This window comes from Enterococcus sp. R12, assembly GCF_058135755.1.
Genome location: NZ_CM176874.1, coordinates 1,593,840 through 1,619,769 on the forward strand (window position 1 = coordinate 1,593,840; position 25,930 = coordinate 1,619,769).

The following is a 25,930-nucleotide window of genomic DNA, read 5'->3' on the forward strand; positions in this document are numbered from 1 at the left end:
CCCAATTTTTTGGCAAAACATGGTTGTCTGGCAAAACGAACGGATTGGTCACCGTTTTGACACGTTATTGCTCATCTGTTTCCGATGGTTTTTCCTCTTCAGCAGAAGGTGTTTCTTCAGGAAGTGCAGAGGACTCAGCTGAAGTTACAACGATTTTATCGGAATCCTCCAATTGTGCTTTTAATTGACGAACTTGAGGATGCTCAAGATAATATTCAGCAATCCCGTCTTCGATTTGATCTTGGATGGTCCTGCGCAATGGGCGAGCACCCATCGTTGCGCTGTAACCTAGATCGACCAGTTTTTCTTGCACGTCTTGTGGAACATCGATATGCAATTTTTGATGACTAAGTGTTTGATTGACATCATGCAGCATAAGGGACACGATCGATAACAAGTTTTCCTTGCTTAGTGCCTTGAATTCGATGATCCCGTCAAAGCGATTGAGAAATTCTGGCGTAAAGTAATTGTTCAATTGATTTAACACGGAACGAGTGATGCCTTCACGCGCTGCGCCAAAGCCGACGTTGGCTTCAACTTTGCCAGTTCCAGCATTACTTGTCATGATGATCAAGGTATCTTTAAAGCTGACTGTACGTCCTTGGGCATCCGTCAAACGACCATCATCGAGAATTTGCAAGAACATATGCAATACATCAGGATGGGCTTTTTCCACTTCGTCTAATAAAATCAGGCTATATGGATTCCGACGAACTTTTTCAGTCAACTGACCCGCTTCTTCGTAGCCAACGTAACCAGGAGGAGAGCCAATCAGTTTGGATACACTGTGTTTTTCCATGTATTCTGACATATCGAAACGAATCATCGATTCTTCAGAACCAAACATCTCATAGGCTAATTGTTTTGCTAATTCGGTTTTCCCGACACCGGTTGGCCCGACGAATAGGAAAGAGCCGATCGGACGATTTTGTTTGCCTAAACCGACCCGATTTCTGCGGATCGCTTTGGCTACTTTATCGATCGCTTCATCTTGTCCGATAACTTTAGCTTTCAAGTCATCCGCAAGATTTTTCAATTGCGTTTGTTCTTTTTCTTTCAATTCACCAACTGGAATATTTGTCCGTTCTTCAACGATTTGTTCCATGTCTTTTTCGGTAATGACTGGCGTTTCTTCTTCGCTGATTTGGCGTTCCTTCATTTTTTGCAATTTATTGATTTGATCGCGATAGTAAGCAGCTTTTTCGAAATCTTCTTCTCGAGAGGCAGCTTGTTTTTGCTCTTCTGCTTCTTGTAATTTCTTTTCGATCGTTTTTGGATCAACGATTTGGATCGTCAAGTTTTTCTTAGAACCTGTTTCATCTAGTAGATCGATTGCTTTATCAGGCAAGAATCGGTCTTGGATGTATCGGTTAGAAAGGGTAGCGGCAGCTGCGATCGCTTCATCAGTATATTTCACATGATGATAATCTTCATAACGTGGTTGCAAACCTTTTAAGATGCGGATCGTTTCTTCCACAGAAGGTTCATCCACACGTACTGGTTGCAAACGGCGTTCTAAAGCAGCATCTTTTTCGATGATGCGGTATTCATTTAACGTCGTTGCTCCGACCATTTGTAGTTCTCCACGGGCAAGAGCTGGTTTTAAGATGTTTCCAGCATCCATATTTCCGTCGCCAGCTGCACCAGCGCCAACGATTTCATGGACTTCATCAATGAACAAAATCACGTTTTCTGCTTGCTTGATTTCTTCAATCAATTTTTGGATGCGTTCTTCGAATTGGCCACGAATACCTGTGCCTTGAACAAGAGACGCAACGTCCAAACGAATGACTTCTTTGTCCATCAGTTTTTGTGGTACATCGCCATCGACGATTTTTTGGGCTAACCCTTCAACGACGGCAGTTTTCCCAACCCCAGGTTCTCCAATAAGTACAGGGTTGTTTTTTGTTCGGCGATTAAGGATCTCAATCACTCGTTTGATCTCTGAATCACGACCTACGACTGGATCGACTTCGCCATCACGAGCCATTTGGGTAATATTGATACCGTATTCTCCTAACAGACCTGCAGCTGCTTGGTTATTGCGTGGAGGCTGACCGCCGACAAAACCATTACCGCCGGTTTGCGTCGGAGGGGTTTGTTCATAAGGGGTATTTCCTTGCTGCATCTGGCGAGACATTTGACGAAATAGATCATCAATATTGCCAAATCCAAAAGGATCTTGCGCCATTGCAGCTGCAGCATTCCCAGATTGAGCTTTTAATTTTTGGTAACAACTTTGACAATAATCGAGTTGTTTTCTTTGACCATTGACACTGGCATATAAATGAATAGACGCTTCATTTTTGCCGCAATTTTGACAAAGCATAGATTCACGACCTTTCATATTTGTTCCAACACCCTTATTTTACGGCGCTTTTTTACACTTGTAAAAGAAAAGGGGCTGTGTGCATAGAAACGGTCATCTTCGAGGTAATGTGTTATTGACCTTTACTGACCATAATTCTATTATACTAACTTTTTGTCAGACTGCAAGAATTTTACTCGTAAAAATTTTTGCCGCTCTTTCATTAGCAGAAGCGTCTTTTAAATAAAAAGTAATTCCATTATAATAGAAAGAAAGAGGTGAGAATTGAGGATGGAGAACAGAGATTTTGCTTCAGAAATAACGCGTTTGCGCAATGGAGAGATCCAAGAATTGATTGTCCAACAGCCAGAATTCCTGGCGTTTAGAGATGTCTGGCTCCAGTTGGAAGATCGGTCTTCTTTTGTCGGAGAAGCGGGCTTAAATGGGAAGATCATCTACCGTTATGTGCAAGAAAATAAATAGGACATTTATTTCAATCGTTTATTTAAGAGAAAACGGTTGTCTATCGAGGAAAAAAATGGTAATCTTAACAGTTGAAAGGGCGATTTTTTTCGGGTGTCATTGCATGCATGGAAATTTTGCCTTCACACAAAAAAACGTATCATAAAGGAGATTGATCAATATGGAAAAGAAAGATTTTCACGTAGTTGCTGAGACAGGGATTCACGCACGTCCAGCTACATTATTGGTTCAAACAGCAAGCAAATTCAACTCTGATATCAACTTAGAGTACAAAGGTAAATCAGTAAACCTTAAATCAATCATGGGCGTAATGTCATTAGGCGTTGGCCAAGGTTCTGATGTAACTATCACTGCTGAAGGTGCTGACGAAGCAGATGCAATCGCTGCAATCGTAGAAACAATGAAAAAAGAAGGTTTGTCTGAATAATGGTTGAGATGCTAAAAGGAATTGCTGCTAGTGATGGTGTAGCCGTTGCGAAAGCCTACCTGTTAGTACAACCTGATTTATCTTTTTCAAAAGTATCAGTTGAAGATACTGCAGCAGAGGAAGCACGCTTAGATGATGCGTTAGCGAAGTCAACAGCGGAATTACAACAAATCCGCGACAAAGCAGCGCAAACTTTAGGTGAAGCAGAAGCACAAGTATTTGATGCTCATTTAATGGTTCTTTCAGATCCTGAGATGATTGGTCAAATCAAACAAAACGTGACAGATAACAAAGTCAATGCAGAAGCTGCGTTGAAAGAAGTTACTGACATGTATATTGGTATGTTTGAAGCAATGGATGACAATGCTTACATGCAAGAACGGGCAGCTGACATTAAAGATGTCGCAAAACGTATCTTGGCGCATTTGCTGAATGTGACTTTGCCTAATCCTTCAATGATCAACGAAGAAGTAGTCGTTGTTGCGCATGACTTGACACCAAGTGATACTGCACAATTAGACCGCAACTTTGTAAAAGCTTTTGTAACAGATATCGGTGGACGTACTTCTCATTCCGCTATCATGGCACGTTCTCTTGAAATCCCAGCAATCGTTGGAACAATGGAGATCACTGCAAAAGTGAAAGCGGGCGACATCTTAGCTGTTAACGGTATTATCGGTGACGTTATCGTCAACCCGACAGATGACCAAGCAGCTGAATTTGTTGAAGCTGGGAAAGCCTACGCAGAACAAAAAGCAGAATGGGAAAAATTAAAAGATGCTGAAACAGTTACCGCTGATGGCAAGCACTTTGAATTAGCTGCGAACATTGGAACGCCAAAAGATTTAGAAGGTGTCCACAACAATGGTGCAGAAGCAGTCGGTTTATACCGTACTGAATTCTTGTACATGGATTCTCCTGATTTCCCAACAGAAGAAGACCAATACAAAGCATACAAAGCAGTTTTAGAAGGAATGGCTGGCAAACCAGTGGTTGTCCGTACAATGGATATCGGTGGCGATAAAGAACTTCCTTACCTAAAATTGCCTCATGAAATGAATCCTTTCTTAGGCTATCGTGCATTGCGTATCAGCTTATCTGAACTTGGGGATGACATGTTCCGTACCCAACTTCGTGCGTTGTTACGTGCCTCTGCTCACGGCAACTTACGTATCATGTTCCCAATGGTGGCAACATTGAAAGAGTTCCGTACTGCGAAGAAAATGTATGAAGAAGAGCGTCAAAAATTGATTGACGAAGGCGTTGAGGTTTCTAACGAGATCCAAGTCGGAATCATGATCGAAATTCCAGCAGCTGCTGTCTTAGCAGACAAGTTTGCGAAGGAAGTTGACTTCTTCAGTATTGGTACCAATGACTTGATCCAATACACAATGGCTGCAGACCGCATGAACGAGCGCGTGTCTTACTTGTACCAACCATACAACCCATCAATTTTACGTTTGATCAAAAACGTGATCGACTCAGCGCATGCTGAAGGCAAATGGGCTGGTATGTGTGGAGAAATGGCGGGCGATCAAACTGCTGTGCCGCTTCTTGTAGGTATGGGCTTAGATGAGTTCTCAATGAGTGCAACATCTGTTCTGAAAACACGCAGCTTAATGAAACGCTTGTCAACGACTGACATGCAAGAATTAGCAAAACGTGCTTTAGAAGATTGCGATACAATGGAAGAAGTTGTTGAGCTAATCGAACAGTATGTAAACTAATCATTTCTAGGCAACAAGCAATTTTGCTTGTTGCCTTTTTTTTATAATAATAAGCCTTCTTGTTCGATTTGACTTGCAACAGCCTGCTCGTTTTTTCAGAAAACGAACAATTTTGTCATATCTTTGTATAAAGCTATGCTTCCGTAGGTTTTTCACGTATCATGATTAAATGGGGAACAAAATCTAGGACCATGGTAGGAGTATGTCTCCGATTGCCTATGGTATACTAATATCAGATATAAGCATTTCCAAGGAGGAATCATCTTTGAAAGTACTTCTTTATTTTGAAGGAGAAAAATTATTAGCTAAATCAGGTATCGGTCGAGCGTTGGCCCATCAGCAACGAGCACTGACATCTGTCGGGATTCCTTTTACTCTTGATAAAAATGATGAGGACTATGATATCCTTCATATCAACACGTATGGGATCAATAGTATGCACATGGTCAACAAAGCCAAAAGACAAGGGAAAAAAGTGATTTATCATGCCCATTCTACAGAAGAGGATTTTCGTAATTCATTTATCGGCTCAAACCAGCTTTCGCCATTATATAAAAAATATTTGATCAATCTTTATTCTAGAGCCGATCAGTTGATCACCCCGACTCCTTATTCGAAAGAACTTTTGGAAGGGTATGGTATCCAAGTACCGATCGAGGCAATCTCAAACGGCATCGATCTTGACAAATATCAGCCGGATCAAGAGAAAGAAAAAGCCTTTCGTGAGTATTTCAATCTCTTACCAGATCAAAAAGTCATTATATCCGTCGGTTTATTTTTTGAACGAAAAGGCATTCTTGATTTTGTAGAGATAGCTAGACAATTGCCTGAGTATACGTTTATCTGGTTTGGTCATACACCAATGATGACGATTCCTAAACAGATCCGCGACCTCGTCAATGAAGACCATCCAGAAAATGTGTTGTTTCCAGGTTATATCAAAGGGGATATCATCGAAGGCGCATATTCCGCTGCCGATTTATTCTTCTTTCCTTCTTATGAAGAAACAGAAGGGATCGTAGTCCTTGAGGCGTTAGCCAGCCGCCAAAATGTGCTTGTTCGGGATATTCCTGTTTATAAAGGGTGGCTAAGTAATGGGCGCAATGCATACATGGAAAAAACTAATGAAGGATTTATTGAGAAAATCAAAGGAATCGTGGAAGGCACGTTACCACCATTGAGTGAAGCGGGTTATGAAACAGCAAAGCAAAAGAGTATTGATGAAATTGGGTTTAAATTACAAGAGGTTTATACAAAAGTGATGAATACGGAATGAAGAAACTAATGTAAAGTTTGGAGGTACCGTTTTGAAAATCGGATTTTTTACTGACACCTACTTCCCCCAGGTAAGTGGTGTGGCGACATCGATCAAGACATTGAAAGAAGAGCTTGAGAAAAAAGGCCATAAAGTGTATATCTTTACAACGACCGATCCAAATGCTGATCTGGACGAAGAAGATATCATTCGCATGCCAAGTGTCCCGTTTGTGTCCTTCAAAGATCGGCGAATCGTGGTTCGCGGCATGTTGTATGCCTATTTGATCGCCAAAGAATTAGAATTGGAATTGATCCATACCCATACAGAGTTTGGTTCTGGGATGTTGGGGAAAATGGTGGGGCGTAAATTGCAAATTCCTGTGATCCATACCTACCATACAATGTATGAAGATTACTTGCACTACATCGCAAACGGGAAAGTCTTACGACCATCTCACGTGAAATATCTTTCACGGCTATTTGCCAACCACTCGACAGGTGTTGTTTGTCCAAGTGAACGGGTCATCGATACGCTGAGAGGGTATGGTGTGGTTTCACCAATGCGGATCATCCCCACAGGGATCGAAGTTGAGAAGTTTCGCCGACCGGATATTACAACTGACATGAAAAAAGAATTGCGGGAGAAATTGGGCATCACTGAGAATCAACCCATGCTGCTTTCCCTCAGTCGTATTTCTTATGAAAAAAATATCCAAGCAATCATCGACGGCATGCCAGAAATTTTAACGAAGATTCCTGATGCGCAATTAGTGATCGTTGGGAAAGGTCCGCATAAAGAAAAATTAGAAGAAAAAGTGGTGGATATGGCTTTATCTGACCATGTTCAATTTGTCGGCGAAGTGGCAAATGATAAAGTGGCGATCTATTACCACGCTGCGGATTACTTCGTTAGTGCGTCCACATCAGAAACACAAGGACTGACTTACACGGAAGCAATGGCTGCTGGAACGCCGTTAGTCGTTGAAGGTAATGACTACTTAAATACTTTGATCGACGATCCGTCATTGGGCGTCACCTATGAGAGTGATCGGGATTTCGCAAAAGCATTTATTGATTATTATGAACGAAACATTCCTGCTGATCCCGAAGTTCTTGCTAGGAAGATGTATGAGATTTCGGCACTACGTTTTGGTGAGTCGATGCTATCTTTCTATCATGATATGGTCGCTTATTATGAAACCGAACGCATCGAAAAAGAAACCGAGCAGACGCTAGAAAAATTCAAAGTAAAATTAAAGGCCTTTCGCCGAACGATCGATTAAACAGAAAATTTTCGCAAGTTCATGTTTTTAGCGTATACTAAAGACATGAACTTTTTTATTTTGGAGGGATCTGCATGAAATTAGGATTTATCGGTACTGGTGTCATGGGTCAAGCGATGGTTGGTCATCTCTTAGCTGCAGGACATACAGTGAATGTTTACAATCGGACGAAAGAAAAAACTGATGAACTCGTTGCGAATGGAGCAATTTGGTGTGACACCCCAACAGAAGTTGCATCAGAAAGTGAAATCATCTTTACAATGGTTGGTTATCCATCCGATGTTGAAGAGGTTTACTATGGGCCTCAAGGGATTTTTCAAACGGCTGTGACGGGCAAAACATTGGTGGATTTTACTACCAGTACACCTGATTTGGCAGAACGAATCTACCAGACAGCGAAGGAAAAAGGAGCAGCGAGTATCGATGCGCCAGTTTCTGGTGGTGATCTTGGTGCGAGAAACGCCACGCTAACGATTATGGTTGGTGGCGATGAAGAAGCTTACCAACAAGTAAAACCACTTTTTGAAGTATTAGGAAAGACGTTTCAACTTCAAGGAGGGGCAGGGAAGGGTCAGCATACGAAAATGGCCAATCAGATCATGATTGCCGGAACCATGACGGGGATGACAGAAATGCTGGTCTATGCGAACCAAGCCGGTCTTGATTTACCACGAGTGATTGAAACCCTTTCTGGCGGTGGGGCAGCCAATTGGTCCATGACGAATTACAGTCCTCGTATCCAAAAAGAGGATTATTCACCAGGCTTTTTTGTCAAACATTTCATCAAAGATTTGGGGATCGCTTTGGATGAGGCTAAGAAGATGGGATTGGATTTGCCAAGCACCACTTTAGCTAAAAAATTGTATGATCAGTTGGCTGTAAAAGGCTTCGAAAATGACGGAACGCAGGCGCTGATTAAACTTTGGTGGCAAGATGGAAAAAAATCTTAAAATGACAAAAAAAATACGAAAAATCAATGCAAGATAGAGGATGTTTTGATACAATATAACGGACAGAAAAAGGAGGCTTACGAATGAAAAGTTCGCAATTAGTCGCTATCATCAAACGTTTAGAAGCGATGGTCGAAGCGCAAGACAATGAAGTTCAAGTACGTCGTTTTGAAAAAGAAGGCGTCGAAAAATGTACCGTTACTTATGACAATTCGACAGAAACGTTTGAATTAACGGAAGCAGAATCAAGTCAATCTTATCAATTTGATAATGTTGATATTGTAGCCATGGAAATCTATGATTTGATCCAATAAGAATGAGTGGGCCGTTCGTCGTCGCTTTCTCATTTCTATACAGCAAGCCTATTTGGGCTTGCTGTTTTTTATTTATCTGCTGCTTTTTCTTGGCGATACAAGTGATTAAGGATGATCCCTAATGGATCGAGATCTTCCGGGGCTAAAGGCAGCGCAGCGCTTGCTGGCGGGAGTGGCTGGAATGTTTCCTCGGGAGAAAGAACTTTTGTTTGGATTAACTTGCCAAAGCTAACTTGATAGTATTTGATTTGAGTCGTCTGTGATCCTGGCTCCTCTAAGACAAGGGGAATCGAAAAAATCACTTCTGGTTCTTGAATAAACTGATTGACCCTCACGATTTCTTGGTAAAAGCTTTGTGCTAAATGGATCTCGCGCTGCAGTACACTAGCTTGCTCAAACAATAAGTGATCAATCAGGTATGCCAAGCGTTTTTTAAGGAGTGAAAAACAGTCGGTCTTCTTTCCTGCAAAAAAACAGCCGATCTCCCGCCACTTCTCTTCCAAGGGATACGCATCCATTTGAGGGAGCTGCTTACGTAAGGTTAATAGCGTCAGTTCGTTGACAGTCGGCAATTGAAAGGTTTCTGACAATAATTGAAACAATGCTGGCAATTTTTTTGTTTGCCGAAAGGGGCCATAACTGCCAATTTGTGGTGTTTGAGTGATCGTGAAGGTATGATTCGTCAAGTCAACAAAGCAATAGTTGGCTGAATGGTTCATTTGTCGGTTGTAGATAGGATGAAAAGCTTGGATCAAACGACATTCAAGTAATAGTGCATCCAATTCTGTATCTGTTTCGATCGTTTCAAAATCAACGACATTATAAACAAGTCGAAGCACCTTATTGGCATGCTGCTGATTTTTTCGGAAGTAAGAAACGACACGCTGTTTCAATGATTTGGCTTTTCCTACATACAAGACTTCGTTGTGCTGATCTTTCATTAAATAAACACCAGGCTTTTCAGGCAGTGCATTTGCTTTGTTTTTTAAAAACTCTTTGTTCGGATTCATCGATCGTTCCTCTCCTTCCTTCAAAGAGTAGCAGATGAAGCGTAAGAGAGCAACGTTTGCTGGCCATTGACAAGAAAAAATTAGAAATAGAGTGAGGCAACGCAATGATAAACTTTGACATTCAAAGGAAATTTTTCTATAACGGAAACGGATTATTTTGTCAACTCGCAGCTTTTAAAATCTTAGAAAATCAATTCTTAAATAAAAATGCGCTTAAAAATAAAAAAAGTTCGAAAAAATTCTTGCATTTCTCAATAACTTCCGATATAGTTTGACTATCAAATGATTTGATTATCAAAGTATTCGGATGGTGAAGGTTATGGAACCCAATTTAGAAACAGTTAATGACTACTTAGTCAGCGTCTTTAATGACATCTTAGTGATTGAAGAATCTGAATTGAAAAAATCTCAATTCAAAGACCTTTCAATTACCGAAATGCATACCATCGAAGCCATCGGGATGTACAAAAAAAAGACCACGACTGAAGTTGCCAAAGAGCTTTCGATCACTGTTGGGACTTTGACCATCGCGATCAATCGTTTGGTGAAAAAAGAATATGTAGAACGGATTCGCAGTGAAGATGATCGGCGAGTCGTCAAACTAGGTTTGACGAAAAAAGGAAAACTCCTTTATCGTGTTCATCAGCATTTTCATCGTGAGATGGTGAAAGGTGTCTTGAGTCAGATGTCTCCTGAAGAGGAACAGGCACTGTTGAAAGCACTGAAAAATCTGCATGACTTTTTACAAGATTATAAGTGAGAATAATGGATGAATATGTTTGGAAAAATTACCGCGACTGCAAGTTATGTTCCAGAAAAAATCGTAACAAATGATGATCTATCAAATTTGATGGATACTTCAGATGAATGGATCCATTCTCGCACGGGAATCAAACGAAGAAGAGTCGCTGTTGGCGAAAACACTTCAGACCTTTGTATTCGCGTCGCTCAAACGCTTTTGCAAGATGCTCAGCTTTCAGCAGAAAGTCTAGATTTTATCTTGGTAGCGACGATCACACCGGATTTCAATACACCGGCGGTTGCTTGCCAAGTCCAAGGGGCGATTGGGGCAGTCAATGCCTTTGCTTTTGATATCAGTGCAGCATGTGCTGGTTTCGTGTATGCATTGTCTATGGCTGAAAAACTGATTCGAACGGGCGCTAAAAAAGGATTGGTCATCGGTGGAGAAGTACTTTCAAAAGTCTTGGATTGGAACGACCGTTCGACGGCTGTTTTATTCGGAGATGGTGCCGGCGGTCTATTGCTGGAAGCATCTTCAGAGCAGCATTTGCTCAAAGAGTCTTTAAAAGCAGATGGGACGCGAGGCATGTCCTTAACATCTGGTTTTCGAACGAATGAGAATCCTTTTTCACAAAACGCTCCGGCGTATAGTGCTTGTATGCAAATGATTGGACGAGAAATCTTTGATTTTGCGACGCGTGATGTGGTCGCCTCGATCAATGATCTGACACAAGATGAAGCAATCGATTATTTTTTGCTTCACCAAGCAAATTCACGTATTTTAGACAAAGTTGCTCGCAAGCTCAAGCAGCCCCGTGAGAAATTTTTGCAAAATATGCAAGATTATGGCAATACTTCGGCAGCCTCGATTCCGTTATTGCTAGATGAAGAAATCAAACGAGGTACACTGTCACTTGGCAGTGGTCAAAAAGTGGTGTTCTCAGGTTTTGGCGGCGGATTGACATGGGGAACTATGTTAGCCACCTTATAACTTGTTCACGAAACAAAATTACTATTGAAAAACACATTGGAGGAATATACACATGGTATTCGAAAAAATTCAAGAAATCGTAGCAGAAGAATTAGGAAAAGAAAAAGAAGAAATCAAATTGAACACAAACATCCAAGAAGATTTAGAAGCAGACAGCTTGGATCTTTTCCAAATCATTAACGAGATCGAAGATGAATTCGATGTGAAGATCGAAACAGAAGATGGTATCACAACCGTTGAAGATCTAGTTAAATATGTAGAAAAACAACAAGCATAAAACAAAGGCTAGGCAGACAGCCTAGCCTTTCCTTTTTAAGAACGTGTTTTTGCTGATTCATAGACGAACTGCAAGAAGCCATGTTCTCCAACGACAACGATCAAAGTAATGAAGGAGTGCAAGATGAAGACAGCCTTTTTATTTAGCGGTCAAGGCGCACAGTACCCCCAAATGGGAGAAGAGCTCTATCACCAAGAAGCAATCGTTCGTGAGACGTTTGAACAAGCCAGCACCATTCTAGGATATGATATGGCCGAGCTATGCTTTACTGAAAACGAACGCTTAAACCAGACGGAATATACGCAGCCTGCCATCTTAACGGTAAGTACGGCTTTTTGGCGACTTTTGGATGCGCAAGGAATCAAAGCAGATGCTGTTGCTGGCTTGAGTTTAGGCGAATATACAGCCCTAGTCGCTAGTGGTGCACTTGATTTCCAGACAGCAGTCGCATTGGTGCAAAAGCGCGGTCGGTATATGGCAAGTGCGGCGCCAGCAGGTGTTGGGAAAATGGTCGCTGTGATGAACACACCCGCTGAAACGATTGAAGAAATCTGTAAAGAAGCGAGTCAAGTGGGGATCGTGACACCAGCGAATTACAATACGCCGCAGCAGATCGTCATTGGCGGTGAAGCGCCGGCAGTGGATAAAGCGGTGGAATTGTTAAAAGCTGCTGGAACCAAACGGGTGATTCCTTTAAATGTCAGCGGTCCTTTCCATACTGCTTTGTTGGAACCCGCATCGCAGCAATTAGCACAGGAATTAGCTCAAATCACCTTTGATGAGTTGCAAATACCTGTCATCAGCAATACGACCGCGCAGCCAATGCAGCAAGACCAAATCAAGGAACTGTTAACGCTGCAAGTGAAATCGCCAGTGCGTTTTTACGAAAGCATTGCGACACTGAAGCAGCTTGGCATCCAACAAGTCTTCGAGATCGGACCAGGAAAAGTATTGAGCGGTTTTATGAAGAAAATAGACAAAGAAATCCAGACTGCGCGTGTAGAAGATAGCCAAACGTTGGCAGATACACTAGCCCGATTCAACTAGGAGGAATTTATGGATCTGCAAAATAGAAACGTCTTTGTAACTGGTAGCTCGCGAGGGATCGGTTTTACCATCGCGGAAGCCTTTGCCAAAGAAGGAGCGAATATCGTTTTAAATGGACGAAAAGAAATTCCCCAATCACTGATCGATCGCATCACCAGCTACGGCGTGAAATGTGTAGCGATCAATGGGGACATTTCTGATTTTGATCAAGCGGCAGCCATGCTTTTAGAAGCAGAAGCGGCAGTCGGACCGATCCACATTTTAGTCAATAATGCCGGGATCACGAATGACAAATTATTGTTGAGAATGAAACCCGAAGATTTTGATTCAGTGATCAAAATCAATTTGACTGGTACCTTCAATATGACGCAGCACGCGTTGAAAAAAATGATGAAGCTGCGAGAAGGCCGCATCATCAATTTGACGAGTGTGGTCGGCTTGACGGGAAATATCGGGCAAGCCAACTATGCGGCAAGTAAAGCTGGCGTGATCGGTTTTACGAAATCTGCCGCTCGTGAAGGTGCCGCTCGGGGGATCACCTGCAATGCGATCGCCCCAGGATTTATCGAAACAGAGATGACTGAAGTGCTGTCGGATAAAGTCAAAGAACAATCATTGGCAAATATTCCATTACAGCGTTTTGGTTCCACACAGGATGTTGCGCAAACAGCAGTCTTTTTAGCAAAAAGCCCCTACATCACTGGTCAGGTGATCAGTGTAGACGGCGGGATGGCAATGCAAGGGTAGGAGGAAGAATAGATGAATCGAGTAGTAGTTACAGGATACGGCGTCACTTCTCCAATCGGAAATGACCCAGAAACATTTTTAGCAAGTTTACAAAACGGGACCAACGGCATCGGCCCGATTACAAAATTTGACGCAGAAGCAACAGGGATCTCAGTTGCCGCTGAAGTCAAAGATTTTCCGTTAGAAAAGTACTTCGTTAAAAAAGATACGAAGCGGATGGATCTTTTTTCCATTTATGGAATTTATGCGGCGTTAGAAGCGATGGAAATGGCGAAGTTAGATACAGAAACCATTGATGTGGATCGTTTTGGCGTGATGGTTGGTTCAGGGATCGGCGGCTTGCCAACGATTCAAGACCAAGTAATTCGGATGCATGACAAAGGAGCAAATCGGGTATCACCAATGTTCGTACCGATGTCGATCGTAAATATGGTTGCCGGCAACATTGCATTACGGGTAGGTGCGAAAGGCATTTGTACGACGACTGTTTCCGCCTGTGCTTCTGGTACCCATTCAATCGGTGAAGCTTTTCGGAACATCAAGCATGGCTACGCAGATGTCATGATCGCTGGTGGTTCAGAAGCGACGATCTGTGAAATCGGTATCGCTGGTTTTGCGTCTCTGACGGCGTTAACCACTGAATCAGACCCTGACAAAGCTTCCATTCCGTTTGATAAAAATCGTAGTGGGTTTGTCATGGGTGAAGGCGCTGGCGTCTTCATTTTAGAATCATTGGCGCATGCGCAAAAACGTGGGGCAACGATTTTAGGTGAAGTCGTAGGGTACGGTGCGAACTGTGATGCCTACCATATGACTGCGCCAAATCCTGATGGATCAGGTGCTGGAAAAGCAATGAAATTGGCGATGCAAGAAGCATCGATCACCCCAGCTGAAGTTGGCTACATCAATGCCCACGGTACAAGCACGCCTGCCAATGACAGTGCAGAAGCGACATCGATCCAATACGGATTGGGCGAAGACTATAAAAAACCATATGTCAGCAGTACAAAGTCAATGACTGGTCATTTGCTTGGGGCGGCTGGTGGAATCGAAGCCATTGCTTCACTATTAGCATTACAACATCAATTTATTCCACCAACCATCAACGTGACAGAACAAGATCCTGAGATCGACTTGAACGTTGTTATCAATCAAAGCCAACCAGCAGAATTGACCTATGCCATGAGTAATTCACTTGGGTTTGGCGGTCATAATGCAGTGATCTTGTTGAAACGTTGGGAGGAAGCGTAATTGGAAACACATGAGGTAAAAGAGCTGCTCAGCCAATTCGATCAATCGACGTTAACTGAGCTTCAATTAAAAAAAGAGACATTTGAACTTTATTTTAATAAAAATACGACAAGTGGGCTACAAAGTGCATCCTCTGCACCTGCATCTGCTCCTGCAGCGAATGCTGCGCCAACTCCTGCTGCACCAACGCCTGCTGTCTCAGCAACACCGGACACAGTAGAAACGGCAAAACCTGTCTTAGAGGGCAAAGAAGTTGTCTCTCCATTAGTGGGTGTCGTTTATTTGAAACCAAGTCCTGATAAAGACAACTTCAAACAAATCGGCGATCACGTGAAAAAAGGTGATATTCTCTGTATCGTTGAAGCGATGAAAGTCATGAATGAAATCGTCAGCGACGTCGATGGCGAATTAGTTGAAGTCTTGGTTGAAAGCGAACAAATCGTTGAATACAATCAACCATTATTCCGTGTGAAAGAAGGGTAAAGCAATGAGCGCATTAACGATTCAAGAAATCAAAGAAATCATCCCTCATCGTTATCCGATGCTTTTAGTGGATCGGGTAGAGGAGTTAGAAGAAGGCAAACGGGTCGTTGCGAAGAAAAACGTTACTATCAATGAGCCGTTTTTCCAAGGTCATTTTCCCCATGAACCAGTGATGCCCGGAGTATTGATCGTGGAAGCAATGGCACAAGCAGGTGCTGTGGCATTGCTATCATTGGAAGATTTTCGTGGGAAAACTGCCTACTTTGGAGGTTTAGACAAAGCGAAATTCAGAAAAAAAGTAACACCAGGCGATACCTTGATCTTAGAAGTAGAAATAATCAAAGTGAAATCTGCAGCTGGCATCGGCAAAGGAATTGCCTATGTTGATGGGAAAAAAGTGGCGGAAGCAGAATTGACTTTCATGATTGGATAGGTGAGACATGTTTTCTAAAGTATTGATCGCAAACCGTGGCGAAATCGCCGTACGTATCATTCGCGCTTGTCGCGAATTAGGTATTCGAACGGTCGCCGTTTATTCAGAAGCAGATAAAGAAGCGTTGCATACAGAGCTTGCCGATGAAGCGATTTGTATCGGACCTGCCAAAGCAACCGACTCTTATTTGAATGTACAGCAGATCCTAAGCGCTGCGATCGTCACAAAGGCTGAGGCGATCCATCCTGGATTTGGCTTTCTTTCAGAGAATAGCCGCTTTGCTGCGATGTGCGAGGAATGCAATATCGTCTTTATTGGGCCAAAGAGTGAGACTATCGATGCAATGGGAAACAAAATCAATGCAAGACGCTTGATGATCGAAGCAGAAGTACCGGTCATTCCCGGAAGCAAAGGCGCGATTTCTGATGTGGAAGAAGCTTTAACGATCGCTGAAGAGATTGGTTACCCAGTCATGCTCAAAGCTGCGGCCGGCGGTGGCGGTAAAGGGATACGGAAAGTCGAAGATAAAGAAGCATTGCCTCATCATTTTGCTTCGGCGCAGCAAGAAGCAAAAGCGGCATTTGGCAACGATGAAATGTACATTGAAAAAATCATTTATCCTGCTCGACACATAGAAGTGCAAGTGTTAGGTGATTCTTTTGGTAATATTATCCACCTTGGTGAACGCGATTGCTCGCTACAACGCAACAACCAAAAAGTGTTGGAAGAATCCCCTTCTGTGGTGATTTCTGAAAGCAAGCGAGCAGAACTAGGAGAAGCAGCGGTACGTGCCGCACAAGCGGTAGGGTATCGTAATGCTGGCACGATCGAGTTTTTAATGGCGGACACTGGGGAGTTTTATTTCATGGAAATGAACACTCGAATTCAAGTGGAACACCCGATCACCGAAATGGTGACAAACATTGATTTAGTCAAAAAACAACTTGAAGTCGCTAGTGGCGAACCGCTAGGCTTGACGCAAGCAGACATCAAGATGACGGGCGCGGCGATCGAATGTCGGATCAATGCAGAAAATCCAGCCTTCAATTTTGCACCGTCACCAGGCAAGATCAACAATTTGTTTTTACCAAGCGGCGGTCTAGGCGTTCGTGTAGACAGTGCCATGTATTCTGGCTACACGATCCCACCTTATTATGATTCTATGATCGCTAAAGTGATCGTTCACGGCGAGAACCGTTTCGAAGCGTTGATGAAGATGCAGCGGGCGTTAGCCGAATTAGTGACCGATGGTGTCATTACGAATGCAGAATTCCAAATGGACTTGATCAGTCACCCGAAAGTGATTGCGGGAGACTATACAACCGCCTTTTTACAAGAGGAATTTTTGCCAAATTGGACACCTGAACAATAGGAGGGAAGATGAGTGGCTTTATTTAAGAAGAAAAACTACATTCGCATCAATCCTAATCGAGGTCAGCTGCCAACGAACGAACCAGTCGTACCAGATAATCTTTGGGCGAAATGTCCTAGTTGCAAACGAACGCTTTATACGAAGGAGATGGGGGCAGAGAAAGTCTGTCCTCACTGCGGGTATAATTTCCGAATCAGTGCCTGGGAACGGATCGCTATCACGATTGATGAGAAAAGTTTTGAAGAATGGGACACAGATGTAACCACAAAAGATCCTCTTGATTTTCCTGGATATTTGGATAAAGTCGCACAAATGCAAGAAAAAACTGGGTTGCATGAGGCTGTCCTCACAGGAGAAGCAAAAGTTCAAGGATTGCCGTTAGCGATCGGGATCATGGATGCGAATTTCATCATGGGCAGTATGGGAACGGTCGTGGGGGAGAAGATCACCCGTTTGTTTGAACGTGCGATCGAAAAACAGCTACCAGTTGTTCTTTTTACCGCTTCAGGTGGTGCGCGGATGCAAGAAGGAATTTTGTCACTGATGCAAATGGCAAAAATCTCTGCGGCGGTAAAACGCCACAGTAAAGCTGGCTTGTTTTATCTAACGGTTTTAACGGACCCGACAACCGGTGGCGTCACCGCTAGTTTTGCGATGGAAGGGGATATCATCCTGGCAGAACCGCAAGCCTTGATCGGTTTTGCTGGACGACGTGTGATTGAACAAACCATTCGTCAGGAACTACCTGAAGACTTTCAAAAGGCAGAGTTCCTGTTAGATCATGGCTTTGTCGATCAAATCGTTCCACGGACGAACTTGCGGGAGAAAATCCACCATTTGATTTCTTTGCATACGCGGAAAGGATGGGATCGCAATGACTAGAGCAGCCCACGAAATCGTTGAACTCGCTCGCAGCAAAGACCGTTTGACGGCACTGGATTACTTTGACGGCATTTTTTCTGAGTTTGAAGAGTTTCATGGAGACCGTCTGTTTGGCGAAGATGAAGCCGTTGTTGGCGGCATTGCTTGTTTAGATGGCAAGCCAGTGACCGTGATCGGTATTCAAAAAGGCCGTAATCTGCCTGAAAATTTACGCAGAAACTTTGGCTCGCCACATCCTGAAGGTTATCGCAAAGCGTTACGCTTAATGAAGCAAGCAGAAAAATTTCAGCGACCTGTGGTCACATTGATCAATACAGCAGGGGCGTTTTGCGGTATTGGCGCGGAAGAGCGCGGAGAAGGCGAAGCGATTGCCCGTAACTTGATGGAAATGTCCGATTTAACGGTGCCGATCTTGGCAATCATCATTGGTGAAGGCGGCAGCGGCGGTGCCTTAGCACTGGCATTAGGCGATGAGGTTTGGATGATGGAACATTCGATCTATGCCATTTTATCTCCCGAAGGCTTTGCTTCGATCCTATGGAAAGATGGCAGCCGTGCCAAAGAAGCTGCTGGCTTGATGAAGATCACAGCTCAAGAACTATATGAACTCGGTGTTATTGAAAAAGTGATTGCTGAAACCCATGAAGAGGCCTTTTTACCGAAAGAGCAATTGATGGAACAGATGAAAGCGGCAATTTCAAAGAAACTTGCCGAACTTTCTACCTTGCAAACAGATGAATTGCTTGAGGCAAGGTATCAACGTTTTCGCCGATTTTAAAAACTAGGATATCCACTCTGATTAGAGGATGGGTATCCTAGTATTTTTTTATTAAAAGTGTTATTGAATAAATCGTACAAATGGCGAAGTTTTTAGTTTAAAATTTAATTATTCTGTGCTATTATGTATACATTCTGAATATAAGAAGATTATATTGCATAAATATTTGTTTTGAAGAGGAGCGTTTTTAATGAAAAAATTATTTGGAGCACTTGTTGTATTGACGGGGATTTTGGTTTTAGGAGCTTGTGGGAATGGCGGCTCATCGAGTACTGGAAGTTCTAGTGCCAGCGGTTCGGCGGATAATCAATTGGAAGCCATCAAAGCAGCTGGTGTGTTAAATGTGGCAACTTCTGCTGACTTTGCCCCGTTTGAATTTCATGCCTTGATCGATGGCAAAGATACGATCGTGGGCGCAGATATCGATATGGTCAATGAGATCGCTGATCGTCTTGGTGTCGAAGTGAATATTTTGGACCTTGATTTCAATGCTGTTTTGACTGCTTTGCAACAAGGGAAAGCCGATATCGCTGTTTCAGGCATCTCAGCAACTGACGAACGTAAACAGACTTTTGATTTCACCGATAACTATTTTACACCAGAACAAAAATTAGTTGTTAATAAAAACAATGAATCGGCATTTGATTCAATCGAAAGCTTGTCTGGCAAAAAAGTAGGCGCTCAAAAAGGCTCGATCCAAGAAATGATCGTTCAAGATCAATTAGCTGATTCGCAATTGGTTTCCATCGCCAAAGTTCCGAATCTAGTCAATGAATTGAAACAAGGCTCGATCGAAGGTTTGGTCCTTGAAAGTGCGGTTGCTGAATCGTATGTTGCACAAAATGATGACCTCGTGATCACTGATGTAGCATTAGAAGCATCTGAAGGCGATTCTTATGCAATTGCTTTACCTAAAGGGAGTACCGAATTACAAGAAGAACTAAACAGTATTTTGAAAGAATTGATTGAAGATGGTACAATCGATGAGTATGTACAAAAGAACACAGATCTAGCCAACGAAAATGCGGCGCAATAGATAGAACGGAGTAGACACAATTATGGATTTATCCTTTTTAGCGATATATTACCCTTATTTTCTTTCTGGTGTGGTGATCACCATCGTGATCTCTATCATCACCGTGATCTTTGGAACGATTCTAGGGGTGATTTTCGCCCTGATGAAATTATCAAAAGTGACGCCTTTGCGCTGGTTTGCTAATGCGTATATTGAAGTCATCCGCGGCACACCGATGCTGGTGCAGATATTGATCGCTTTTGGTCTTTTGCAAGGAATGTTTGCCTTGCCCACGGTCTCGATCGGCGTGTTGAGTCTTGATTTTGGGCGGCTATTTCCTGGGATCATTGCGCTCTCGCTTAATTCTGGGGCATATGTTGCTGAGATCGTCCGAGGGGGAATCAATGCCGTTGATTACGGTCAAACAGAAGCGGCGGGTTCTTTAGGGTTGCGGCCTTTTCAAACGATGCGTTATGTCGTATTGCCACAAGCACTACGCAACATTTTGCCGCCACTAGGCAATGAATTTATCGTTTTGATTAAGGATTCCTCTTTGCTTTCAACGATCGGCATCTACGAGCTGATGAACAGTGCGCAGATCGTTGTCACCAGTTCTTTCCAACCATTAACGCCTTTCTATGTGGCGGCGGTCATTTACTTCATCTTGACGTTTACGACTTCGCGACTATTGAGTTTATGGGAAAAGAAACTAGGCAAAGGCTATCGTCGTTAAAAGGAGAAGACAAGCTATGATGTTAGATATTCAAGATTTACACAAAACCTTTGGCAGCAATCAAGTGCTAAAAGGGATCACAACGACGATCGATCAAGGAGAAGTCGTAGTGGTGATTGGCCCATCTGGGTCAGGAAAAAGCACGTTTTTACGCTGTTTGAACCTATTAGAAGTACCGACAAGCGGAAAAATCTTTTTTGAAGGAACCGATATTACCGATCCAAAGAATGATTTGTATAAGATGCGTGAAAAAATGGGTATGGTCTTTCAAAATTTTAATCTTTTTCCGAATATGACGGTTTTAGAAAACATTACTTTGTCCCCGACGAAAGTCAGGAAGGTAGCAAAATCGGCGGCTGATCAGTTGGCAAAACAACTACTAAATGATGTTGGCTTACCAGACAAAGCAAAAGCCTATCCTCAAAGTCTTTCTGGTGGACAAATGCAACGAATCGCTATCGCACGTGCCTTGGCGATGGAACCAGACGTGATGCTCTTTGATGAACCGACTTCAGCGTTAGACCCAGAAATGGTTGGCGAAGTATTGTCCGTCATGCAGCGTTTGGCTCAGCAAGGAATGACGATGGTCATCGTCACTCATGAAATGGGCTTTGCGAAAGAAGTCGCGGATCGGATTTTATTTATGGATCAGGGAATCATTATGGAGGAAGGAACGCCAGAACAGATCTTTGATCATCCGAAAAATCCACGAACCATTGATTTTTTGAGTAAAGTATTGTAAACTGCGAGAAGTTCGCAGTTGTTAGTGATAAATTTGGACCTTTCCTAAGCATCCTTTCAGTAAAAGGATGCTTTTTTGACGGAAAAAAGACTACTTTAAAGAAGTGATAGGACAAACGGTTGTCTTGGCAGGTTCCTTTTTCAGTTCTTTTACAAGAAACCTGCAGAAACTGGCGCACTTGCTAGTATTCAAAAAGATTCTATTGTATAATTACAGGTTGAAGAGGTCTGATCTTGATAGAAACCATCTGCGTGATTGTAGGCAGATCGGACTGTTTCTTTTTAAGGATCGACAATTTGGATCGATGACTAGTCGCCGATTTTTAATACGTGAAGAAATCATGCAGCAAAGGAGATTTTATGTTTTCAAATTATAAACCGACTTGGATGGTCGATGCGATTTATAAAATCACCCCTAGCCAACTAAAGGCACAGGGGATCAAAGGGATTTTGACCGATCTTGATAATACCTTGATTGCTTGGAACAATCCTGACGGAACCGAAGAACTAAAAAACTGGCTACTGGAAATGAAAAATGCTGGGATACCGGTAGTTGTCGTTTCCAACAACAATAGTGAACGAGTGGCACGGGCAGTTGCGCCCTTTGGTTTAAAGTACGTACACCGCGCATTAAAACCCTTTTCAAGAGGGATCAAACAAGGCTATCAACAATTAGGCTTGAAAAAAGAAGAGGTCGTGATGATCGGCGATCAAATCATGACGGATGTACGAGGTGCCAATCGTGCCGGTGTTCGCAGTATTTTAGTGAAACCAGTGATCCCAACGGATTCTTGGAAAACCCAATTTAATCGAGCCGCAGAAAGAAAAATCATGAACTATTTATTGAAGCACAACCCAGAGTTAAAATGGCGTGGAGGAATTTAATATGACAGAAGGAATCGAAGAAATTCACTGTATCGGCTGCGGGGCAGTGATTCAGACAACGAACCCCAATGAATTGGGCTACACCCCGCAATCCGCATTAGAAAAAGGACTTGAATCAGGAGAAGTCTATTGTCAACGCTGCTTCCGTTTGCGCCATTACAATGAAATCCAAGATGTTTCCCTTACCGACGATGATTTTCTGCGTCTACTGAATGAAATCGGGGAAAAAGAAGCCTTGATCGTTAATGTCGTTGATATTTTCGATTTTAATGGTTCATTGATCCCAGGACTGCACCGCTTTGTCGGCAATAATCCTGTTTTATTAGTGGGCAACAAGGTGGATATTTTACCAAAATCTTTGAAAAAATCGAAGATGACCCAATGGATGAAGGAACGTGCTCATGAAGCTGGTTTAAGACCAGTGGATGTATTATTGACGAGTGCCAAGAAGCCAGGTGAAACGGAAGCTTTACTGCAAGCGATCGAAACGTATCGTGAAGGACGCGATGTCTATGTGGTGGGTGTGACGAATGTTGGAAAATCAACATTGATCAATCAAATCATCAAACAAACAGCGGGGATCAACGAATTGATCACGACTTCGCGTTTCCCAGGAACCACATTGGATAAAATCGAGATTCCCTTGGATGACGGACACTTCTTGATCGACACACCAGGAATCATTCATCGTCATCAAATGGCGCATTATTTAGGTAAAAAAGATCTAAAAATCGTGGCACCAGCCAAAGAGATCAAACCAAAGGTGTATCAGTTGAATCCAGAACAGACCTTGTTCTTAGGAGGACTTGCCCGATTTGATTTCATTCAAGGAGAACGCAGTTCATTTATTGCTTATGTAGCAAATGATGTGGCGATCCATCGGACCAAATTAACGAAAGCCGATGAGTTTTATGAGAAACATGTTGGTGGGCTGCTGCAGCCGCCGCGAGCAGATGAAGTGGCGGATTTTCCTGAACTCGTCCGTTTCGAATTTTCAATCAAAGAAAAAACCGATATCGTTTTTGCTGGACTTGGCTGGATCACGATCACCAAACCGTGTGTCATCGCTGGGTGGGCGCCAAAGGGTGTCGATGTGCTTAGACGTAAAGCATTAGTATAAGGAAGAAGGAAGAATATGGACTTACGAGGAAAACAAAAAAGATTTTTACGAAGTGAAGCGCACCATTTAAACCCGATTTTTCAAATCGGCAAAGGCGGCTTGAATGACGCGATGATGGCGCAAATTGAAGAAGCGCTAGAAAAACGAGAATTGATCAAAGTCTCATTGCTCCAAAATACTGATGAGGTTGCTGACGAAGCAGCTGAAACGATCCGTGAGAAAGTCGGCTGTGAAGTGGTACAGATCATCGGACGAGTGATCGTTTTATTCAAACCGTCAAGCAAAGAAAAATACCAAACGATTTCAAGCAAAGTTCGTTCAATTTAGGAGGGAGAAGGCATGCAAGGACAAACATTTGGAAAGGTACAAACGGTTTTAGAGACACAAACACAAGAACTTGTACCGAAAAAGCAAGTGGGCATTCTTGGTGGGAATTTTAATCCAGTACACTACGCACATCTGGTTATGGGTGAGCAAGTAGGGCAAGCATTAGGGCTGGATAAAGTTTATTTCATGCCTGAGTATTTACCGCCTCATGTTGATGAGAAAAAGACGATCCCAGCTGAGCACCGCTTGGCGATGTTGGAGTTGGCGATCGCCGATAATCCGCGATTTGCTGTAGAGACCATTGAGTTGGAACGAAAAGGTAAGAGTTATACGGTTGATACGATGCGGGAATTGACAGCTAAGAATCCAGATACCAATTATTATTTTATCATTGGCGGGGATATGGTGAACTATTTACCAAAATGGCATCAAATCGATGAGCTGATGGAATTGGTGACTTTTGTGGGGGTTCGTCGTCCAGAAGTGCCGATCGATAGCCCATACCCGATTATTTGGATCGATATCCCGCTAATGGATGTCAGCTCAACAACAATTCGTAAAAAAGTGCAACAAGGTTGTTCGGTTCGCTACTTATTGCCAGATAATGTGTTACACTATATTCAAGAAAAGGGGTTGTACTTGGATGAAGAGTGAACACTACACACAAGCAGAACGGGAACTTTTGATGCAAAAGGTCCAAATGCAGATGAGTCAAAAGCGCTTTGAGCATGTGTTAGGTGTCGAAAAAACGGCCGTTGCCCTTGCGGAAAAATATGGTGCTTCACCGGTCAAAGCCAGCATCGCCGCCTTGACGCATGATTATGCGAAAGAACGCAGCGATGAAGAATTTCAATTAGTCATTCGTAGAGACGGATTCGACTTGGATCTCTTGAACTGGAACAATGCCATCTGGCATGGACTTGTCGGTGCTGATTTCGTTCAACGAGAATTAGAAATCGATGACGAAGAAATCTTACAAGCGATCCGTTTGCACACCACCGGAGCTGCTAAGATGAGCCTGTTAGATAAAATCATCTATGTGGCAGATTATATCGAACCCGGACGTACGTTTCCTGGAGTCGTTGAAGCCAGAGAGATCGCAATGATTGACTTAGATGCCGCTGTTGCTTACGAAACGAAACATACCTTGCTTCATTTGATCGAAACAGAAGCAGTTATTTACCCAAAAACGATCGAAACCTACAATTTTTGGGTAGCCAAATATAGGAGGGAATTACCATAGATAGTCAGAAAATATTAGAAATTGCTGTAAAAGCCGCCGATTCAAAACATGCCGAAGATATTATGGCATTAGATGTGCGGGAAATCTCTTTGCTAGCAGATTACTTTGTGATCTGTTCAGGAAATAGCGAACGTCAAATCAATGCGATCATTGATGAAGTCATCGATAAAGAAGAAGAAAATCAAGTATCTGTTCGCCGTGTCGAAGGAAAAGATGGTGGAAAATGGGTCTTGATCGACTTAGGTGACGTGATCGTTCACGTATTCAGTGCCTCAGAACGTGTTTTTTACAACCTAGAAAAATTATGGTCTGATGCGCCGCTTGTGGATCTTAATGAATGGGTCGTGGCGTAATGGCTTACGAAACCTTCGCATTTGTCTATGACGAAGTAATGGATTCCAGTCTCTATAAAAAGTGGCTGGATTTTTCTTGTCGTCATTTAGGAAAAAGAAAACAGCTGTTAGAATTGGCTTGTGGAACTGGTGCGTTAGCCGTTGAGTTTGCCAAGGCTGGTTTTGACGTGACTGGGTTAGATCTTTCAGAAGAGATGCTGATGATCGCTAGTCAACGGGCTGAAAAAGAAGAGGCGGCTGTGCAATTTGTTGCGGGTGACATGCTGGATCTCGTAGATGTTGGCACCTATCAAGCAATTACCTGCTATTCTGACTCCCTTTGCTACATGGAAGACGAGCAAAGTGTGCAGCAAGTGTTTGATGGTGTTTACAGTTGTTTAGAAGAAGATGGCGTCTTTTTATTTGATGTACATTCCTTATATCAAATCGATGAAGTCTTTCCTGATTATAGCTATCATTACCAAACCGATGAATTTGCCTTTCTTTGGGAAAGCTATCAGGGCGAAAAAGACCATAGCATTGAACACTTCTTGACCTTTTTTGTTGCACAAGAGAATGGGTTGTTTGAACGCTTAGATGAGCTTCATCAAGAAAGAACCTATCCTCTTGAAAGCTATTTAAGAATGTTAGAAAATGCTGGTTTTGCCAATGTTGAATGCTATGCCGATTTTATCGATACGAAGCCAAATGAAAAAAGCCGTCGCTGGTTTTTTGTCTGCCATAAGTAACCGTTATGTAAAACAGGAGGGATG

General features: G+C 42.7%; 30 protein-coding genes. 28 read left to right on the forward strand and 2 right to left on the reverse strand.

Going from position 1 to position 25,930, the window contains the following annotated elements; genetic code table 11:
* Positions 1 to 64: 64 nt before the first annotated feature.
* Complete coding sequence (locus ACTW1R_RS07320) at positions 65 to 2,329, reverse strand: ATP-dependent Clp protease ATP-binding subunit (RefSeq protein WP_205820764.1); 2,265 nt, start codon at positions 2,327 to 2,329, stop codon at positions 65 to 67.
* 270 nt (positions 2,330 to 2,599) lie between these two features.
* On the opposite strand from ACTW1R_RS07320, the gene ACTW1R_RS07325 reads away from it, so the two are divergent.
* The 7 genes from ACTW1R_RS07325 (at position 2,600) to ACTW1R_RS07355 (ending at position 8,749) form a co-directional block, all read left to right on the forward strand.
* Positions 2,600 to 2,791 carry a hypothetical protein gene (locus ACTW1R_RS07325; protein WP_005225880.1) on the forward strand — a complete coding sequence of 64 codons (192 nt, stop codon included), beginning with the start codon at positions 2,600 to 2,602 and terminating at the stop codon, positions 2,789 to 2,791.
* Positions 2,792 to 2,951: 160 nt separating this feature from the next.
* Positions 2,952 to 3,218, forward strand: a complete 267-nt coding sequence (locus tag ACTW1R_RS07330; protein WP_003126335.1) for a phosphocarrier protein HPr — start codon at positions 2,952 to 2,954, stop codon at positions 3,216 to 3,218.
* Complete coding sequence (gene ptsP, locus ACTW1R_RS07335; protein ID WP_005225882.1) at positions 3,218 to 4,945, forward strand: phosphoenolpyruvate--protein phosphotransferase; 1,728 nt, start codon at positions 3,218 to 3,220, stop codon at positions 4,943 to 4,945. Before ACTW1R_RS07330 ends, ptsP begins: the two co-directional genes overlap by 1 nt.
* Positions 4,946 to 5,210: 265 nt before the next feature.
* Entirely contained in the window at positions 5,211 to 6,221 is a 1,011-nt protein-coding gene (locus ACTW1R_RS07340; protein ID WP_010748077.1) for an LTA glycolipid anchor biosynthesis glycosyltransferase, IagA/BgsA family, read from the forward strand.
* A 31-nt stretch (positions 6,222 to 6,252) separates the two neighbouring features.
* Complete coding sequence (locus ACTW1R_RS07345) at positions 6,253 to 7,485, forward strand: glycosyltransferase family 4 protein (protein WP_167821786.1); 1,233 nt, start codon at positions 6,253 to 6,255, stop codon at positions 7,483 to 7,485.
* A gap of 74 nt (positions 7,486 to 7,559) precedes the next feature.
* Positions 7,560 to 8,435: an NAD(P)-dependent oxidoreductase gene (locus ACTW1R_RS07350; protein ID WP_167821787.1), complete on the forward strand. Its 876-nt coding sequence runs from the start codon at positions 7,560 to 7,562 to the stop codon at positions 8,433 to 8,435.
* An 83-nt stretch (positions 8,436 to 8,518) separates the two neighbouring features.
* The gene (locus tag ACTW1R_RS07355) at positions 8,519 to 8,749 is read left to right on the forward strand and encodes a YkuJ family protein (protein ID WP_005225886.1); all 231 of its coding nucleotides are present in this window, start codon (positions 8,519 to 8,521) and stop codon (positions 8,747 to 8,749) included.
* A gap of 68 nt (positions 8,750 to 8,817) precedes the next feature.
* Here the strand turns inward: ACTW1R_RS07355 and ACTW1R_RS07360 are convergent, their stop codons facing one another.
* Positions 8,818 to 9,759 carry a GIY-YIG nuclease family protein gene (locus tag ACTW1R_RS07360; protein WP_167821788.1) on the reverse strand — a complete coding sequence of 314 codons (942 nt, stop codon included), beginning with the start codon at positions 9,757 to 9,759 and terminating at the stop codon, positions 8,818 to 8,820.
* A 319-nt stretch (positions 9,760 to 10,078) separates the two neighbouring features.
* Here ACTW1R_RS07360 and fabT point away from each other — a divergent pair, with 319 nt between their 5' ends.
* From fabT to ACTW1R_RS07465, 21 genes are all read left to right on the forward strand, one after another.
* Positions 10,079 to 10,519 carry a fatty acid biosynthesis transcriptional regulator FabT gene (gene fabT, locus ACTW1R_RS07365; RefSeq protein ID WP_008378199.1) on the forward strand — a complete coding sequence of 147 codons (441 nt, stop codon included), beginning with the start codon at positions 10,079 to 10,081 and terminating at the stop codon, positions 10,517 to 10,519.
* Positions 10,520 to 10,528: 9 nt separating this feature from the next.
* Positions 10,529 to 11,491: a beta-ketoacyl-ACP synthase III gene (locus ACTW1R_RS07370; RefSeq protein ID WP_005225889.1), complete on the forward strand. Its 963-nt coding sequence runs from the start codon at positions 10,529 to 10,531 to the stop codon at positions 11,489 to 11,491.
* Between the two features lie 52 nt (positions 11,492 to 11,543).
* Entirely contained in the window at positions 11,544 to 11,768 is a 225-nt protein-coding gene (locus tag ACTW1R_RS07375; protein ID WP_005225890.1) for an acyl carrier protein, read from the forward strand.
* A gap of 123 nt (positions 11,769 to 11,891) precedes the next feature.
* Entirely contained in the window at positions 11,892 to 12,815 is a 924-nt protein-coding gene (gene fabD, locus ACTW1R_RS07380; protein WP_167821789.1) for an ACP S-malonyltransferase, read from the forward strand.
* 9 nt (positions 12,816 to 12,824) lie between these two features.
* Positions 12,825 to 13,562, forward strand: a complete 738-nt coding sequence (gene fabG, locus ACTW1R_RS07385) for a 3-oxoacyl-[acyl-carrier-protein] reductase (RefSeq protein WP_008378189.1) — start codon at positions 12,825 to 12,827, stop codon at positions 13,560 to 13,562.
* 12 nt (positions 13,563 to 13,574) lie between these two features.
* Positions 13,575 to 14,813 (forward strand): beta-ketoacyl-ACP synthase II, encoded by a 1,239-nt coding sequence (gene fabF, locus ACTW1R_RS07390; protein ID WP_489927549.1) that lies wholly within the window; start codon positions 13,575 to 13,577, stop codon positions 14,811 to 14,813.
* Complete coding sequence (gene accB / locus ACTW1R_RS07395; protein WP_167821790.1) at positions 14,814 to 15,296, forward strand: acetyl-CoA carboxylase biotin carboxyl carrier protein; 483 nt, start codon at positions 14,814 to 14,816, stop codon at positions 15,294 to 15,296.
* A 4-nt stretch (positions 15,297 to 15,300) separates the two neighbouring features.
* On the forward strand, positions 15,301 to 15,729 hold the full coding sequence (gene fabZ, locus ACTW1R_RS07400; RefSeq protein ID WP_005225895.1) for a 3-hydroxyacyl-ACP dehydratase FabZ: 429 nt from the start codon (positions 15,301 to 15,303) through the stop codon (positions 15,727 to 15,729).
* Positions 15,730 to 15,736: 7 nt separating this feature from the next.
* Positions 15,737 to 17,101, forward strand: a complete 1,365-nt coding sequence (locus ACTW1R_RS07405) for an acetyl-CoA carboxylase biotin carboxylase subunit (RefSeq protein ID WP_167821791.1) — start codon at positions 15,737 to 15,739, stop codon at positions 17,099 to 17,101.
* 12 nt (positions 17,102 to 17,113) lie between these two features.
* Entirely contained in the window at positions 17,114 to 17,983 is an 870-nt protein-coding gene (gene accD, locus ACTW1R_RS07410; RefSeq protein ID WP_005225897.1) for an acetyl-CoA carboxylase, carboxyltransferase subunit beta, read from the forward strand.
* Positions 17,976 to 18,761 carry an acetyl-CoA carboxylase carboxyl transferase subunit alpha gene (locus tag ACTW1R_RS07415; RefSeq protein ID WP_015509573.1) on the forward strand — a complete coding sequence of 262 codons (786 nt, stop codon included), beginning with the start codon at positions 17,976 to 17,978 and terminating at the stop codon, positions 18,759 to 18,761. Before accD ends, ACTW1R_RS07415 begins: the two co-directional genes overlap by 8 nt.
* A 190-nt stretch (positions 18,762 to 18,951) precedes the next feature.
* On the forward strand, positions 18,952 to 19,797 hold the full coding sequence (locus ACTW1R_RS07420) for a transporter substrate-binding domain-containing protein (protein ID WP_271812978.1): 846 nt from the start codon (positions 18,952 to 18,954) through the stop codon (positions 19,795 to 19,797).
* Positions 19,798 to 19,819: 22 nt separating this feature from the next.
* Positions 19,820 to 20,509, forward strand: coding sequence for an amino acid ABC transporter permease (locus tag ACTW1R_RS07425; RefSeq protein ID WP_005225900.1), 690 nt, complete (start codon positions 19,820 to 19,822; stop codon positions 20,507 to 20,509).
* 16 nt (positions 20,510 to 20,525) lie between these two features.
* Positions 20,526 to 21,251, forward strand: coding sequence for an amino acid ABC transporter ATP-binding protein (locus ACTW1R_RS07430; protein WP_270290314.1), 726 nt, complete (start codon positions 20,526 to 20,528; stop codon positions 21,249 to 21,251).
* A gap of 359 nt (positions 21,252 to 21,610) precedes the next feature.
* Positions 21,611 to 22,135, forward strand: coding sequence for a YqeG family HAD IIIA-type phosphatase (locus ACTW1R_RS07435; RefSeq protein ID WP_005225903.1), 525 nt, complete (start codon positions 21,611 to 21,613; stop codon positions 22,133 to 22,135).
* Position 22,136: 1 nt separating this feature from the next.
* On the forward strand, positions 22,137 to 23,255 hold the full coding sequence (gene yqeH / locus ACTW1R_RS07440; RefSeq protein WP_010748089.1) for a ribosome biogenesis GTPase YqeH: 1,119 nt from the start codon (positions 22,137 to 22,139) through the stop codon (positions 23,253 to 23,255).
* 15 nt (positions 23,256 to 23,270) lie between these two features.
* Positions 23,271 to 23,582 (forward strand): ribosome assembly RNA-binding protein YhbY, encoded by a 312-nt coding sequence (gene yhbY / locus ACTW1R_RS07445; protein ID WP_005225905.1) that lies wholly within the window; start codon positions 23,271 to 23,273, stop codon positions 23,580 to 23,582.
* A 12-nt stretch (positions 23,583 to 23,594) separates the two neighbouring features.
* Positions 23,595 to 24,236 (forward strand): nicotinate-nucleotide adenylyltransferase, encoded by a 642-nt coding sequence (locus ACTW1R_RS07450; protein ID WP_005225906.1) that lies wholly within the window; start codon positions 23,595 to 23,597, stop codon positions 24,234 to 24,236.
* Positions 24,226 to 24,825, forward strand: coding sequence for a bis(5'-nucleosyl)-tetraphosphatase (symmetrical) YqeK (gene yqeK / locus ACTW1R_RS07455; protein WP_005225907.1), 600 nt, complete (start codon positions 24,226 to 24,228; stop codon positions 24,823 to 24,825). Before ACTW1R_RS07450 ends, yqeK begins: the two co-directional genes overlap by 11 nt.
* Before the next feature lie 11 nt (positions 24,826 to 24,836).
* Positions 24,837 to 25,178: a ribosome silencing factor gene (rsfS, locus tag ACTW1R_RS07460; protein WP_489927557.1), complete on the forward strand. Its 342-nt coding sequence runs from the start codon at positions 24,837 to 24,839 to the stop codon at positions 25,176 to 25,178.
* Complete coding sequence (locus ACTW1R_RS07465) at positions 25,178 to 25,906, forward strand: class I SAM-dependent DNA methyltransferase (RefSeq protein ID WP_016610179.1); 729 nt, start codon at positions 25,178 to 25,180, stop codon at positions 25,904 to 25,906. The genes rsfS and ACTW1R_RS07465 overlap by 1 nt, the downstream gene beginning before the upstream one ends.
* Positions 25,907 to 25,930: the final 24 nt, after the last annotated feature.

What these genes read in the sequence shown, in the direction of transcription:
- ACTW1R_RS07330 (WP_003126335.1), top strand. Translation starts at nt 2,952, where the DNA reads ATGGAAAAGAAAGATTTTCACGTAGTTGCTGAGACAGGGATTCACGCA.
- ACTW1R_RS07435 (WP_005225903.1), top strand. Translation starts at nt 21,611, where the DNA reads ATGTTTTCAAATTATAAACCGACTTGGATGGTCGATGCGATTTATAAA.
- ACTW1R_RS07355 (WP_005225886.1), top strand. Translation starts at nt 8,519, where the DNA reads ATGAAAAGTTCGCAATTAGTCGCTATCATCAAACGTTTAGAAGCGATG.
- fabF (WP_489927549.1), top strand. Translation starts at nt 13,575, where the DNA reads ATGAATCGAGTAGTAGTTACAGGATACGGCGTCACTTCTCCAATCGGA.
- ACTW1R_RS07415 (WP_015509573.1), top strand. Translation starts at nt 17,976, where the DNA reads ATGACTAGAGCAGCCCACGAAATCGTTGAACTCGCTCGCAGCAAAGAC.
- ACTW1R_RS07360 (WP_167821788.1), bottom strand. Translation starts at nt 9,759, where the DNA reads ATGAATCCGAACAAAGAGTTTTTAAAAAACAAAGCAAATGCACTGCCT.
- ACTW1R_RS07350 (WP_167821787.1), top strand. Translation starts at nt 7,560, where the DNA reads ATGAAATTAGGATTTATCGGTACTGGTGTCATGGGTCAAGCGATGGTT.
- ACTW1R_RS07465 (WP_016610179.1), top strand. Translation starts at nt 25,178, where the DNA reads ATGGCTTACGAAACCTTCGCATTTGTCTATGACGAAGTAATGGATTCC.
- ACTW1R_RS07320 (WP_205820764.1), bottom strand. Translation starts at nt 2,329, where the DNA reads ATGCTTTGTCAAAATTGCGGCAAAAATGAAGCGTCTATTCATTTATAT.
- fabT (WP_008378199.1), top strand. Translation starts at nt 10,079, where the DNA reads ATGGAACCCAATTTAGAAACAGTTAATGACTACTTAGTCAGCGTCTTT.
- fabZ (WP_005225895.1), top strand. Translation starts at nt 15,301, where the DNA reads ATGAGCGCATTAACGATTCAAGAAATCAAAGAAATCATCCCTCATCGT.
- ACTW1R_RS07420 (WP_271812978.1), top strand. Translation starts at nt 18,952, where the DNA reads ATGAAAAAATTATTTGGAGCACTTGTTGTATTGACGGGGATTTTGGTT.
- fabD (WP_167821789.1), top strand. Translation starts at nt 11,892, where the DNA reads ATGAAGACAGCCTTTTTATTTAGCGGTCAAGGCGCACAGTACCCCCAA.
- ACTW1R_RS07425 (WP_005225900.1), top strand. Translation starts at nt 19,820, where the DNA reads ATGGATTTATCCTTTTTAGCGATATATTACCCTTATTTTCTTTCTGGT.
- ACTW1R_RS07450 (WP_005225906.1), top strand. Translation starts at nt 23,595, where the DNA reads ATGCAAGGACAAACATTTGGAAAGGTACAAACGGTTTTAGAGACACAA.
- ACTW1R_RS07325 (WP_005225880.1), top strand. Translation starts at nt 2,600, where the DNA reads ATGGAGAACAGAGATTTTGCTTCAGAAATAACGCGTTTGCGCAATGGA.
- yhbY (WP_005225905.1), top strand. Translation starts at nt 23,271, where the DNA reads ATGGACTTACGAGGAAAACAAAAAAGATTTTTACGAAGTGAAGCGCAC.
- ptsP (WP_005225882.1), top strand. Translation starts at nt 3,218, where the DNA reads ATGGTTGAGATGCTAAAAGGAATTGCTGCTAGTGATGGTGTAGCCGTT.
- ACTW1R_RS07405 (WP_167821791.1), top strand. Translation starts at nt 15,737, where the DNA reads ATGTTTTCTAAAGTATTGATCGCAAACCGTGGCGAAATCGCCGTACGT.
- ACTW1R_RS07370 (WP_005225889.1), top strand. Translation starts at nt 10,529, where the DNA reads ATGAATATGTTTGGAAAAATTACCGCGACTGCAAGTTATGTTCCAGAA.
- fabG (WP_008378189.1), top strand. Translation starts at nt 12,825, where the DNA reads ATGGATCTGCAAAATAGAAACGTCTTTGTAACTGGTAGCTCGCGAGGG.
- yqeK (WP_005225907.1), top strand. Translation starts at nt 24,226, where the DNA reads ATGAAGAGTGAACACTACACACAAGCAGAACGGGAACTTTTGATGCAA.
- yqeH (WP_010748089.1), top strand. Translation starts at nt 22,137, where the DNA reads ATGACAGAAGGAATCGAAGAAATTCACTGTATCGGCTGCGGGGCAGTG.
- ACTW1R_RS07375 (WP_005225890.1), top strand. Translation starts at nt 11,544, where the DNA reads ATGGTATTCGAAAAAATTCAAGAAATCGTAGCAGAAGAATTAGGAAAA.
- ACTW1R_RS07430 (WP_270290314.1), top strand. Translation starts at nt 20,526, where the DNA reads ATGATGTTAGATATTCAAGATTTACACAAAACCTTTGGCAGCAATCAA.